10 protein-coding genes, 1 tRNA gene and 1 rRNA gene are annotated in these 12,791 nt (G+C 56.8%); all 12 read left to right on the plus strand.

The window, feature by feature from the left end:
- The first annotated feature begins 50 nt into the window (after positions 1 to 50).
- Positions 51 to 1,361 (plus strand): PTS transporter subunit EIIC, encoded by a 1,311-nt coding sequence (locus tag OGM60_03200; protein ID UYI99815.1) that lies wholly within the window; start codon positions 51 to 53, stop codon positions 1,359 to 1,361.
- A gap of 97 nt (positions 1,362 to 1,458) precedes the next feature.
- Positions 1,459 to 2,922: a glycoside hydrolase family 1 protein gene (locus tag OGM60_03205; GenBank protein ID UYI99816.1), complete on the plus strand. Its 1,464-nt coding sequence runs from the start codon at positions 1,459 to 1,461 to the stop codon at positions 2,920 to 2,922.
- Between the two features lie 66 nt (positions 2,923 to 2,988).
- Positions 2,989 to 4,422, plus strand: coding sequence for a glycoside hydrolase family 1 protein (locus OGM60_03210; GenBank protein ID UYI99817.1), 1,434 nt, complete (start codon positions 2,989 to 2,991; stop codon positions 4,420 to 4,422).
- Positions 4,422 to 5,342: an AEC family transporter gene (locus OGM60_03215; protein UYI99818.1), complete on the plus strand. Its 921-nt coding sequence runs from the start codon at positions 4,422 to 4,424 to the stop codon at positions 5,340 to 5,342. Before OGM60_03210 ends, OGM60_03215 begins: the two co-directional genes overlap by 1 nt.
- Before the next feature lie 187 nt (positions 5,343 to 5,529).
- Positions 5,530 to 6,396 (plus strand): class II fructose-1,6-bisphosphate aldolase, encoded by an 867-nt coding sequence (fba, locus tag OGM60_03220; GenBank protein UYI99819.1) that lies wholly within the window; start codon positions 5,530 to 5,532, stop codon positions 6,394 to 6,396.
- Between the two features lie 356 nt (positions 6,397 to 6,752).
- Entirely contained in the window at positions 6,753 to 8,186 is a 1,434-nt protein-coding gene (locus OGM60_03225; protein UYI99820.1) for a transglutaminase-like domain-containing protein, read from the plus strand.
- Positions 8,187 to 8,225: 39 nt separating this feature from the next.
- Positions 8,226 to 8,312 (plus strand) — tRNA-Leu (locus tag OGM60_03230).
- Between the two features lie 432 nt (positions 8,313 to 8,744).
- Positions 8,745 to 9,314, plus strand: a complete 570-nt coding sequence (gene infC, locus OGM60_03235) for a translation initiation factor IF-3 (GenBank protein ID UYI99821.1) — start codon at positions 8,745 to 8,747, stop codon at positions 9,312 to 9,314.
- A gap of 32 nt (positions 9,315 to 9,346) precedes the next feature.
- Positions 9,347 to 9,538, plus strand: a complete 192-nt coding sequence (gene rpmI / locus OGM60_03240) for a 50S ribosomal protein L35 (GenBank protein UYI99822.1) — start codon at positions 9,347 to 9,349, stop codon at positions 9,536 to 9,538.
- Positions 9,539 to 9,584: 46 nt separating this feature from the next.
- Entirely contained in the window at positions 9,585 to 9,944 is a 360-nt protein-coding gene (rplT, locus tag OGM60_03245) for a 50S ribosomal protein L20 (protein ID UYI99823.1), read from the plus strand.
- Positions 9,945 to 10,216: 272 nt separating this feature from the next.
- Positions 10,217 to 10,825 carry a helix-turn-helix domain-containing protein gene (locus OGM60_03250; protein ID UYI99824.1) on the plus strand — a complete coding sequence of 203 codons (609 nt, stop codon included), beginning with the start codon at positions 10,217 to 10,219 and terminating at the stop codon, positions 10,823 to 10,825.
- A 448-nt stretch (positions 10,826 to 11,273) separates the two neighbouring features.
- A 16S ribosomal RNA gene (locus OGM60_03255) occupies positions 11,274 to 12,779 on the plus strand.
- Positions 12,780 to 12,791 lie beyond the last annotated feature (12 nt).

The raw sequence follows: 12,791 nt of genomic DNA on the forward strand, positions 1-12,791 counted from the left end.
CGGTCTACATCCGAAAGCACATCATTAACTTTCGAAAGCAGGTACATCATATGGCTTTCTCCGAGAAATTCGAAGATGTGATGATGGTTGTCGCAGAAAAAGTAGGCGACAACGTATATCTCTCCGCAATTAAGGATGCCTTTACCGCGTTTATGCCCTTCGTTATCGTGGGTTCTATGGGCACGCTGCTCAAGACGTTGGTCTCTTCCACCACGACGGGGCTTGCACAATGGGTGCCCGCGCTCGCGGGGCTTGAGCCGGCATTTTCCGCTATCAACTACTGCACCATGTCCTTCATGACGGTGCCCATCACCTTCCTGATTGGCCTTTACCTGGCCCGTGCCAAGAAGGCTCCGGAGTATCCGACGGCGCTCGTCTCCGTGGCGGCCTACATCTCCATGATTTGCACCTCCATCAAGGTCGACGGTGCCGGCACGGCTCTCGAGGCTCCGGTGTCTGGTCTTCTTACCACTCAGATGGGCGCTCAGGGTCTTTTTGTCGGCATGATCACGGCCGTTGTGTTCGGTTCGCTTTTCTGCTGGCTCTCTAAGATCGACCAGATCAAGATCAAGATGCCTCCTTCGGTTCCCTCTGGTATCTCCCAGTCCTTCAACGTTATGATCCCGGTCTTTATTGTCCTCGTCGTGAGCGCTATCTTCGGCCTTGGCTTCCAGGCCCTTACCGGCTCCTATATCAACGATTGGATCTACGGCCTTATGCAGGCTCCGCTCGAGGCGGCCTTCAAGACTCCGGCTGGCGTTGTCATCATCGTTGTCGTGTCCCAGCTCTTCTGGGTTCTCGGTATCCATGGCGGTCTCATTGTTTCCCCGGTGCGCAACCCCATGTTCAATGCTGCAATCGCCGCCAACACCGCCGCCCTTGCCGCTGGCACCATGCCCGATTCTCCGTTCACCATGGGTTTTTGGAACTGCTTCGTTGCTCCCGGTGGCGCCGGTATGACCCTCTGCCTCATCATCGCTATTTTCCTGTGCTCCAAGCGCGATGAGGAAAAGGCTATCGCCAAGCTCGGTTTCCTGCCTGGCATCTGCGGCATCTCCGAGCCCGTCGTCTTCGGTATCCCTCTGGTCTTGAACCCGATCTACGCGATTCCGTTTGCCTTTGGTTCCGGTATCTGCGTCGCCATCGCCATGTTCGCCACCTCTATCGGCTTCCTTCCCTGCAACACCGTTGACGTGCCCTTTGGTGTGCCCATCCTGCTTAATGCCTTTGTTGGCCATGGCTGGCAGGGTGTTGTGGTCCAGGTCGTCGAGCTCGTCGTGGGCGTCCTTATCTGGATCCCCTTCGTCCTCGCCAACAGCAAGCTGGCCAAGAAGGAGCAGGAAGAGGCTGCTCAGGCCTAATGGCTACACCTATCGGCTGTCCGATAATATGCCTGTAACTTCGAGGGGCGCGGTGCACGGGAGCGCCGTGCCCCTCTTTTTAACTAAGGAGATAACTATGAGCTACGTGTTCCCCGAAGGCTTTTTGTGGGGCGGTGCCACTGCCGCCAACCAGTGCGAGGGTGCTTGGGATGTGGATGGCAAGGGCCTTTCGGTCGCCGACTGCACCACCTATAAGCCCAAGGTCGACAAAAAGGACTACGCGGCCCTTCACGGCATCACTGACGAACAGATCAAGGAGGCCGAGGCTTCGACCGATATCCACGTGTACCCCAAGCGTCACGGCATCGACTTCTTTCATCGCTACAAGGAGGACATTGCGCTTTTCCAGGAGATGGGCTTCAAGACGCTGCGCGTATCCATCCAGTGGACTCGCCTGTTCCCCACGGGTACAGAGGAAGAGCCGCTCCAGGCCGGCATCGACTACTACCGCGACCTGTTCCGCACCATGAAGGATGCGGGCATTGAGCCACTTGTGACGCTTCACCACTACGAGATGCCGCTCTATTTGGCAAACCACTACGATGGTTGGGGCAAGCGCGAAGTCATCGACTTCTTCTTGCGCTTCTGCGAAGTCTGCTTCCGCGAGTTTGGAAAGTACGTTACCTATTGGCTCACATTCAATGAGATCGACTCTGTGTTCCGCCACCCCTGGACCACGATCGGCGTTTGCACCGAGCGTTATCCCGAGGATAAGCGCGAGGAGCTTATCTACCAGTGCGTGCACAATCAGTTTGTGGCGAGCGCCCTTGCCACCAAGATGCTGCACGAGATGGTTCCCGGTGCTCAGATGGGCTGCATGGTCACGCGCACCCTCACCTATCCCGAGAACTGCAATCCCAAAAACATGCTGCTTGCGCAGAAGGACAACCGCGATAACTACTTCTATAGCGATGTCCAGGTACTTGGCGAGTATCCGCAGCATGTGCTCAACTATTGGAAGCGCAAGGGCATCCACGTCGAGTTCGGCATGGGTGACGAGGCCATTCTCAAGCAGTATCCGGTCGACTTCGTCTCGTTTTCTTATTACATGTCGATGGTTGACTCCATTGATGCGGACAAGCGCGAGAAAGTCGGAGGAAACCTTGCTACCGGCGTCAAGAACCCCTTCCTGCCCATTTCTGACTGGGGTTGGCAGGTCGACCCCGATGGCCTCACCTACGCGTTGATCGATATGCAGGACCGCTACCATAAGCCGCTCTTTATCGTCGAGAACGGTCTTGGCGCCTACGATAAGGTCAACGAAGACGGCACGATTGACGATGACTATCGCATCGACTACTTCCGTGAGCACATTAAGGCCATCGGCGCTGCTATCGAGGAAGGTGTCGACGTGATGGGCTATACCCCGTGGGGGTGCATCGACCTGGTCTCGATGTCGACGTGCGAAATGGACAAACGGTACGGCTTTATCTATGTTGACCTCGACAATGAGGGCAACGGTACCTATGCACGCTCTAAGAAGAAGAGCTTCGATTGGTACCAGAAGGTTATCGCCACCAACGGTGCTGACCTCGACTAGCTTTCATTCAACAAGTGTGAGGGCCGTCGCGATGACGGCCCGTTTCCTATAGAAAAGAGGACGACCATGGGTGTTTTTCCAAAAGACTTTCTTTGGGGCGGCGCGACTGCTGCCAATCAGTTCGAGGGAGCCTGGGACGTAGACGGCAAGGGTCCGAGTTGCATGGATATGGCCACTAACGGCAACCATCACCACCCGCGCGAGATCACGCCCGAGCTCGACCCCAACAAGCTCTATCCCTGTCACGATGGTGTCGATTTCTACCATCACTACAAAGAGGACATCGCCTTGCTCGCCGAGATGGGATTCAAGGTCTTTCGTTTCTCGATGAACTGGCCTCGCGTCTTCCCAACGGGATTCGAAGATGAGCCCAACGCGGCTGGCCTTGCGTTTTACGATTGCGTGATGGACGAGTGCCATAAGTACGGCATCGAACCGCTCGTGACGCTGAGTCATTACGAGATGCCTTTTGCCATGTGCCAGAAAGTCGATGGCTGGGCTTCGCGCGAGGCTATTGACTGCTACGTGAAGTATGCCAAGACCGTCATGGAGCATTTCAAGGGCAAGTGTCGCTACTGGCTCACGTTCAACGAGATCAATTGCGGCATGATGTCCCTTGGCAACTACATGAGTCTCGGCATTCTGAATCCGGGCTCCTTTGACCTTCGCCATCAGAAAGATGACCCGCAGAAGCGTTTGCAGGCGCTGCACCATCAGTTTGTCGCAAGTGCTCTTGCGGTCAAGGCGGGGCACGAGATCGACCCCGACAACAAGATGGGTTGTATGATTGCCTACATGCTGGCCTATCCGCTCACGCCCAATCCTGCGGACGTCGAGCTTGCCCGCGAGCGTAACCAGTATCGCAACTACTACTGTTCAGATGTCCAAGTGCGCGGCGAGTACCCCTACTTTGCCCAGCGCATCTGGGACGAGGAGGGCGTGACGCTCGATATCACCGACGAGGACCGTAAGATTCTCAAAGAGGGTACGGTCGATTTCTATACGCACAGCTACTATCAGAGCCAGTGCGCAAGCACTGACCCTGCCGAGGAGACGAGCGGTAACCTTCTCGGGGGCGCCAAGAATCCTTACCTCAAGGAGACTGCATGGGAGTGGCCAATCGACCCTATGGGTCTGCGTATCATGCTCAACCAGGTGTACGAGCGCTATCAAATTCCCATTATGGTGGTTGAGAACGGCCTCGGCTGCTGCGACGAGGTCAATCCGGATGGATCCATCGACGACGACTATCGTATCGAGTACTTGCGCGATCACATCAAGGCCATGGCCGAGGCCATCAAGGATGGTGTTGAGGTCTGGGGCTACACGCCTTGGGGCTGCATCGACCTGGTGAGCAATGCCGATGGAGAGATGGCCAAGCGCTACGGGTTTGTTTATGTCGATAAGCACGATGACGGCACCGGTACTATGGAGCGCTCGCGTAAAAAGAGCTTCTACTGGTACAAGAAGGTTATTGAGACCAACGGCGAGGAGCTGTAATGGGAGGAGCGGTTGCCGCGCTTATCAGTCAGATCGTCATCATGTTTATCCTGATGGCGATCGGCTATTTTCTCTACCGCATGAAGATTATCGACCGCAAGGGCACGAGCCAGATGGCCAATGTGGTCATCTATGTGGCGTATCCCTGCATTACGCTGAGAACCCTTATGGTCGACTTCGAACCCAACATGATCCGCGACGCGGGATTTTGCTTTGTGCTTACCGTTGTGGTCACACTAATTTCGATTCCGCTCACGCGTCTGTTTTTTAAAAAGGAGGATGGTGTCGCCCGTTACGGTGCCATCTTCTCCAACAGCGGCTTTATCGGGGTTCCCATTGTTATGGGCGTGTTCGGGTCCGAGTACGTCTTCTACCTCTCCATCGGAGTCTCATGCCTCACGTTTTTCATTTGGACGTATGGCGTATGGTTGGTTTCGGGTGATAAGAGCCAGATGTCCTTTAAGAACTGCATTACTAACCCCAATCTCATCATGATCTTGATTGGTCTTGTTTGCTTTTTCTTTTCAATCCATCCGCCCGCGTTGATGGCGACGATTCTCGATGACCTGGGTGCGCTCAATACGGGCCTTGTGATGCTTGTGCTTGGTGCCTATTTGGCGCAGAGCGATATGCGCGCTGTCGTTACGAGCAAAAAGGCCTATCTCGTTAGCTTGGTGAGACTCGTCATCATCCCGGCGATCGTTGTTGGCATATTGGCGCTCTTCCCGTGGATTGATGCCAAGGTTCGCCTCACGATGCTTATCGCTCTCGGTGCACCTGTCGCATCGTTCGCGGCCATCTTGTCCGAGAAATACGGCGGCAACTATAAGTTTGGAATCGGTTTGGTGACGCTGTCCACGATTCTGTCGCTCGTCGCCATGCCCATCATGCTTGAGCTCGCGTCTTTGGTGATCGTATAGCTGGTTGGTATTTGGGGGGTTGACAATAACGTCAACCCCCCAAACTCGTCAACGGCCGTTCTGAGGCGGCAGGCGGTATAAAAAATCGCTAAAGTACCCATATTCGTGAACAAACGAACGTTTATCTTGGGTATGCCGTGGTAAAATCTCAGGCGTTATCGGAGCAACCTTACAGGAGGTTTCTTTTATGCTCGTCAACGCAGCAGACATGCTCAAGAAGGCCGAGGCCGGCAAGTACGCTCTCGGTGCCTTCAACACCAACAACCTCGAGTGGACCCTGGCTATTCTCCAGGCCGCCGAGGAGGCCAAGTCTCCGCTGATCCTTCAGTGCACCGCTGGTGCCGCTAAGTGGATGGGCGGTTTCAAGGTCTGCGCCGACATGGTCAAGGCTGCCGTCGAGGCCACGGGCGTTACCGTTCCCGTCGCCCTTCACCTCGATCACGGTTCTTACGAGGACTGCTTCAAGTGCATCGAGGCCGGCTTCACGTCCATCATGTATGACGGCTCTCACGAGGAGACCTTCCAGCTTAACCTCGACCGCACCAAGGAGCTCGTTGAGCTTGCCCACTCCAAGGGCATGTCCATCGAGGCCGAGGTTGGCGGCATCGGCGGCACCGAGGACGGCGTGACCTCCAGCGGCGAGCTCGCTGATCCTGCTGAGTGCAAGCAGATCGCTGACCTGGGCGTCGACTTCCTCGCCTGCGGCATCGGCAACATCCACGGCGTGTATCCCGCCGACTGGGCTGGCCTTTCCTTCGAGCGTCTGGGCGAGATCAAGGCTCAGACCGGCGACCTGCCCCTCGTCCTGCACGGTGGCACCGGCATCCCCGAGGATCAGATCAAGAAGGCCATTTCCCTGGGCATCTCCAAGATCAACGTCAACACCGACCTGCAGCTCGTCTTCGCCAAGGGCGTCCGCGAGTACATCGAGGCTGGCAAGGATCAGCAGGGCAAGGGCTTTGACCCCCGCAAGCTCCTCAAGCCTGGTCGCGACAACATCGTTGCCCGCACCAAGGAGCTCATGGAGGAGTTTGGCTCCGTCAACAAGGCGTAAGTAGCGGTTTAACGTTCCCGCCGGAGGCCCCGTTTCCCCTACGCTGTTTCCCTCGCGCTCACCTGGCTTCGCCAGAAGTCGCGCGACGGAATCAGCTCCGGGGAAACGGGGCCTCCTTTGTTAACTCGCTACAGGGTTACTGGGCTGAATTAAAATGGCTACTGGCTTCGCCAGAAGTCGCGCCAAGGAAACAGCTCCGGGGGACGGGGCTTCCTTCGTTTAACGCCGCAGGGTTACTGGGCTGAATTCATTTTTTATAGGCACCGTTTATCAGTGTTGGGGGCTCCTTAATTGGGGCTTTCTTTTTTATCTCGCTACAATGGGCTTCAAGCGTTCTAGTGACTTGGAGTTTTGGTATGGCTGTTATTAATGTGCTGCCTTCGGATGGGAAGGTTATTGACGAGGGTCCTGTTGGCTGCTCTGTTGATGTTTGCAGTGATGATTTTCGCCATCTCGATATTGGACTGCCACCCGAGATTCTTCGTCTTAAGGATGCCGGGTATTTGACGCAGGCTGTTGCTGCCTGCGATCGCCTTTTGGAGCAGAACCCTGAGCCTTCGCTGGCTGCTTGTGTTCGTGCAGAGCGGTATCGCATGCTCGAGACGCCGCTTCATTTTTCGGTGTCGCGTGATCGGGCCATTGCGATGATTCGCGAGGAGTGGCCTGAGTTTACCGAAGAGCAGTTTGATGACCTGATTAATCGTAAGCGAATTGACTGGCGCTTTATCGATGGCGAGCTGTTTGTTCTCGATAACTTCCTCGATTCGCTTCGCGTGTACCCCAGGGAGGTTCCGGGTCTGCGTCCCGATTCTACGGACGGAATTGCGCTTCGCAACCAGATGCTCAAGGAGATGGAGTCGCAAAACGGGTTGAGTCGCCTCATCACGCTTAAGGCGTCCGTGTCTGTCCCTGGGGCTCTGGAGGGAGAGACTGTTCGCGCGTGGCTGCCCGTTGCCGCCGCCTGTCGCCAACAGTCTCATGTCGAGGTTCTCGATATGACGTCGGAGGGCACTGTTGCCTCTGAGAACGTTTCGGCTCGTACTGTCTCCTGGACATCTTCGACTGAACATTCATTTTCGGTGACCTATCGTTATCACATCGATGCCGCCTATTGCGATATCTATGGTGGCGCGCTCCCATCGCATCCCTGTATGGACGCGCCCCTGCCCGAGGACACCTCCGAGGACCGTCCGCACATTGCGTTTACGCCGTATCTGCGACAGGTGACGGAGCGTGTTATTGACGGACTCGAGGATCCGCTCGATCGCGCCCGTGCTATCTATGATTACCTGACGCAGCATATCGACTATCGCTATCAGCCGCCGTACTTGCTTTTGGGATCTATTGCCGATGACTGCGCGCATTCGCTCCGCGGCGATTGCGGCGTTATGGCGCTCACGTTTATCACCATGTGCCGTATCGCGGGCGTGCCCGCCCGTTGGCAGAGCGGCCTGTACGTTGCGCCCGATTCGGTGGGGTCGCACGACTGGGCAGAGTTCTATACGCCGCAGACCGGTTGGCTCAACGCCGATGTGTCATTTGGATCTTCTGCTCGCAGGATGGGGGAGGAGTGGCGCCGCCGTCACTACTTTGGCAATCTCGACCCGTGGCGTATGGTGGCCAACAATCGATTCCAGGCAGAGTTTGAGCCCTCTTTCGACGGCATGCGCGAGGACCCTTACGATAACCAGATGGGTGAGGCTTCGGTCGGCGGTCGCGGATGCCGTCAGCGTGAGATGCTCCGCACGGTCGAACTCATCGAAATGCTCGAAGTTCCATTTTCGGACTAATCGGTAGAAAGCTGTGATAAACTAACTCACGCATTACGTGCCCGAGTGGCGGAATTGGCAGACGCAGTGGACTCAAAATCCACCGTTGGCAACAACGTGCGAGTTCGAGTCTCGCCTCGGGCACCATACATGCAAGTGAGCGTTCGAGGGGGTCAAGGCCCCCTTTTTCGTGCCGAACTCGCGTGAGCGCGCGGAGCGTTAGGCAAACAGGCCTGTGGCCTGTTTGTAGCGGAGCGTGGCGAGGGCGCCGTGCGCCCGAAGCCCGGGGCTTCGCGAAGCGAAGGCCCTTCGAGTCTCGCCTCGGGCACCATACATGCAAGTGAGCGTTCAAGGGGGTTGCGGCCCCCTTTTTCGTGTACGTAATGTGATAACGCGCTGCGCGTGTTATTATCCACAAGGCGTTGTTACCGCAATGCCCTAAAGAGGAACCCGAGGGTTCCCACCTTTTGGCGCCAATGAGCAGCTGACTGGTCATACAACTTAGATTCACTTCCTCAAATCGAGGATGTCTATGTGTACGACCTGGTTGCTGAGAAGCGCCGGGTTATTTTTTTATGAATGGAGGTAGGGAAAATAGCTAAGTCTGATGACACCCGCATCAACGACGAGATCACTGCATCTTCGTGCCGTTTGATTGGCGTCGATGGCTCTCAGCTCGGCCTGTTCGCCATCCGCGATGCCCAGCGCGTCGCCGACGATCAGGGTCTCGACCTGGTCGAGATCGCTCCCAACGCGGAGCCGCCGGTCTGCAAGGTCATGGACTACGGTAAGTTCAAGTACCAGCAGGCCATGAAGGCCAAGGCTGCTCGTAAGAACCAGTCCAAGGTCGAGGTCAAGGAAATGAAGTTCCGACCCAAGATCGACGTTGGCGATTACGAGACCAAGAAGGGCCACGTTCTGCGTTTCCTCAAGAAGGGCGCACGCGTTAAGATCACCATCATGTTCCGCGGCCGTGAGATGGCTCACCCGGAGCAGGGTCTTAACGTTCTCGAGCGTCTCGCCGAGGATCTCAAGCCTTACGCTACGGTCGAGTCCAAGCCTAAGATGGAAGGCCGTAACATGCTTATGCTGCTCGCCCCGATTAAGGGCGCCTTCGATGAGGATAAAGCGGCAAGCGATACCAAGTAACTAGTGTTCTGTAACCGATTAAGGAGTATTTCATGCCTAAGATGAAGTCCCACAGCGGCACCAAGAAGCGTTTCCGCAAGACTGGTACCGGCAAGCTTATGCGCGCCAAGGCTTTCAAGAGCCACATCCTGAGCAAGAAGTCCACCAAGCGTAAGCGTGGCTTCCGTCAGGAGACCGAGATCGCCGCTGCCGACCGCAAGGTCATCAAGTCGCGTCTCGCCTAAGTTCGCGTTCCCGTTTTTCGTTTTACCGTCTAGGAGTTGATAGAACATGGCACGTATTAAGCGCGCTGTTGCCGCCAAGAAGAAGCGCCGTACCGTTATGCACCGTGCGAAGGGTTACTACGGTGCCGCTTCGCGTACTTACAAGCATGCTAAAGAGCAGGTCCAGCACTCCCTGCAGTATCAGTATCGTGATCGCCGCAACAAGAAGCGCGAGATCCGCTCTCTCTGGATCACCCGCATCAACGCTGCCGCTCGCCTGAACGACATCTCTTACTCTCAGTTCATGCACGGCCTGAAGGTTGCCGGCATCGAGCTCGACCGCAAGGTCCTGGCTCAGATGGCCTACGAGGACATCGAGTCCTTCAACGAGCTGGCTGCCATTGCCAAGAAGGCTCTCGAGGCTTAATTGCTTCTTGCATCTTAAAGGGGCGCTTCCAATCCGGAAGCGCCCCTTTTTGATTGATTAGGGATGTGATCGATTTGGGACGTAGCCAAACCGATCAATTCGATAGCGTCCGAGTTGCAAGAAAGAGCAGGTAGCGTATGTGTCAAAGATTTTTGACACTCTAATCTGCGCGCAGCCATCCGTATGGGTTTGATTTTGGGATTACGCTTTGCTTGCCGGCTTCCGTTGTGTAGCCGCCCAATAAGAGTTGAGATGCATTCGAAGGGAACGCCATGCAGCTGCCAAAACACCTTAAACAGTATCGACTCGATGCTGGTTTGTCCCAGGAGGATCTTGCAAGGCGCATTTTTGTAACACGTCAGACCATCAGTAATTGGGAGCGCGGTAAAACGTACCCCGACATCCAGAGTCTCCTACTGCTGTCTGAACAACTGGATGTAACGATTGACGAGCTTGTTAAAGGCGACATTTCAATAATTAGAGAAAGGGTTGAACGCGATAGGGGCACGCTCTATCGCTTGGGTGCGGGGATGTTGGCTGGGCTTCTTGCGTTTACCGTCTCTATGGCCTGGCTCATGTGGCAACAAAACCACGGGTGGGGGATGGTCCAGTGCGTTCCGACGATGGTGTTGGCAGGCGTCTTTGGTGCTGGCACAATGTGCTGCGCGCTTGCAGCGGAACATATCAAGAAGAAGAATGATTTGGTGACGTATCAAGAGATATCCGACTTCTTGGACGGAAAGAAGGCGGACAGCGAAGAGACGAGGACGGGCTGGGCTTATGAGCATCCACAGCTTGCGAATGCCATCAAGTTTGCCGCAGCGGCTCTTATTGGACTAATCGTTTTTGAACTCGTTAACGCTGCTATGTCCCATTTCTAATGGGTATACAGCCATTAATGCGGCCGAAGCTTAACCGTTGGAAAACCGAAAGGCCGCTCTAATAGGGGGCCGCGGCCCTGTTCTTTCTAGGCTCTCACAGAGAGGGCCCCATCCTCATTTGTGTAGGAACCGTGGAGTCCCAGATTCCCGCCCCCGGGGCCCCCTCCGGTCTGGCAATATATCTCCTTGCCGCGCGGCCCGGTGAGACCGGATCAGCCGCGGGGCGTGCACCTTGAGAACCGGATACTGCGAGGATGGACACACCAGATGTGTCGCATCCGGGCAGACATCGAACCATTTGAAATGGTCTAACTTGGATTTGTTTTTCGCAAGGCCGCCGAGAGGCGGCCCCGAGAAATTCCTTTTCCTATACTAAAACCATATGAATCGAACGGAACCGATCAGCGAATGACTGAGAGGACCGGACGGGCTCGAAGCCCAACATATTTGGACGGAGAGTTCGATCCTGGCTCAGGATGAACGCTGGCGGCGCGCCTAACACATGCAAGTCGAACGGCACCTGCCTTCGGGCAGAAGCGAGTGGCGAACGGCTGAGTAACACGTGGAGAACCTGCCCCCTCCCCCGGGATAGCCGCCCGAAAGGACGGGTAATACCGGATACCCCGGGGTGCCGCATGGCACCCCGGCTAAAGCCCCGACGGGAGGGGATGGCTCCGCGGCCCATCAGGTAGACGGCGGGGTGACGGCCCACCGTGCCGACAACGGGTAGCCGGGTTGAGAGACCGACCGGCCAGATTGGGACTGAGACACGGCCCAGACTCCTACGGGAGGCAGCAGTGGGGAATCTTGCGCAATGGGGGGAACCCTGACGCAGCGACGCCGCGTGCGGGACGGAGGCCTTCGGGTCGTAAACCGCTTTCAGCAGGGAAGAGTCAAGACTGTACCTGCAGAAGAAGCCCCGGCTAACTACGTGCCAGCAGCCGCGGTAATACGTAGGGGGCGAGCGTTATCCGGATTCATTGGGCGTAAAGCGCGCGTAGGCGGCCCGGCAGGCCGGGGGTCGAAGCGGGGGGCTCAACCCCCCGAAGCCCCCGGAACCTCCGCGGCTTGGGTCCGGTAGGGGAGGGTGGAACACCCGGTGTAGCGGTGGAATGCGCAGATATCGGGTGGAACACCGGTGGCGAAGGCGGCCCTCTGGGCCGAGACCGACGCTGAGGCGCGAAAGCTGGGGGAGCGAACAGGATTAGATACCCTGGTAGTCCCAGCCGTAAACGATGGACGCTAGGTGTGGGGGGACGATCCCCCCGTGCCGCAGCCAACGCATTAAGCGTCCCGCCTGGGGAGTACGGCCGCAAGGCTAAAACTCAAAGGAATTGACGGGGGCCCGCACAAGCAGCGGAGCATGTGGCTTAATTCGAAGCAACGCGAAGAACCTTACCAGGGCTTGACATATGGGTGAAGCGGGGGAGACCCCGTGGCCGAGAGGAGCCCATACAGGTGGTGCATGGCTGTCGTCAGCTCGTGTCGTGAGATGTTGGGTTAAGTCCCGCAACGAGCGCAACCCCCGCCGCGTGTTGCCATCGGGTGATGCCGGGAACCCACGCGGGACCGCCGCCGTCAAGGCGGAGGAGGGCGGGGACGACGTCAAGTCATCATGCCCCTTATGCCCTGGGCTGCACACGTGCTACAATGGCCGGTACAGAGGGATGCCACCCCGCGAGGGGGAGCGGATCCCGGAAAGCCGGCCCCAGTTCGGATTGGGGGCTGCAACCCGCCCCCATGAAGTCGGAGTTGCTAGTAATCGCGGATCAGCATGCCGCGGTGAATGCGTTCCCGGGCCTTGTACACACCGCCCGTCACACCACCCGAGTCGTCTGCACCCGAAGTCGCCGGCCCAACCGCAAGGGGGGAGGCGCCGAAGGTGTGGAGGGTGAGGGGGGTGAAGTCGTAACAAGGTAGCCGTACCGGAAGGTGCGGCTGGATCACCTCCTTTCTAGGGAGATAA

The sequence above is a fragment of the Coriobacteriaceae bacterium genome (genome assembly GCA_025757745.1).
Classification (GTDB): Bacteria; Actinomycetota; Coriobacteriia; order Coriobacteriales; family Coriobacteriaceae; genus Collinsella.

What these genes read in the sequence shown, in the direction of transcription:
- OGM60_03225 (UYI99820.1), top strand. Translation starts at nt 6,753, where the DNA reads ATGGCTGTTATTAATGTGCTGCCTTCGGATGGGAAGGTTATTGACGAG.
- OGM60_03215 (UYI99818.1), top strand. Translation starts at nt 4,422, where the DNA reads ATGGGAGGAGCGGTTGCCGCGCTTATCAGTCAGATCGTCATCATGTTT.
- rpmI (UYI99822.1), top strand. Translation starts at nt 9,347, where the DNA reads ATGCCTAAGATGAAGTCCCACAGCGGCACCAAGAAGCGTTTCCGCAAG.
- OGM60_03210 (UYI99817.1), top strand. Translation starts at nt 2,989, where the DNA reads ATGGGTGTTTTTCCAAAAGACTTTCTTTGGGGCGGCGCGACTGCTGCC.
- OGM60_03250 (UYI99824.1), top strand. Translation starts at nt 10,217, where the DNA reads ATGCAGCTGCCAAAACACCTTAAACAGTATCGACTCGATGCTGGTTTG.
- OGM60_03205 (UYI99816.1), top strand. Translation starts at nt 1,459, where the DNA reads ATGAGCTACGTGTTCCCCGAAGGCTTTTTGTGGGGCGGTGCCACTGCC.
- OGM60_03200 (UYI99815.1), top strand. Translation starts at nt 51, where the DNA reads ATGGCTTTCTCCGAGAAATTCGAAGATGTGATGATGGTTGTCGCAGAA.
- fba (UYI99819.1), top strand. Translation starts at nt 5,530, where the DNA reads ATGCTCGTCAACGCAGCAGACATGCTCAAGAAGGCCGAGGCCGGCAAG.
- infC (UYI99821.1), top strand. Translation starts at nt 8,745, where the DNA reads ATGGAGGTAGGGAAAATAGCTAAGTCTGATGACACCCGCATCAACGAC.
- rplT (UYI99823.1), top strand. Translation starts at nt 9,585, where the DNA reads ATGGCACGTATTAAGCGCGCTGTTGCCGCCAAGAAGAAGCGCCGTACC.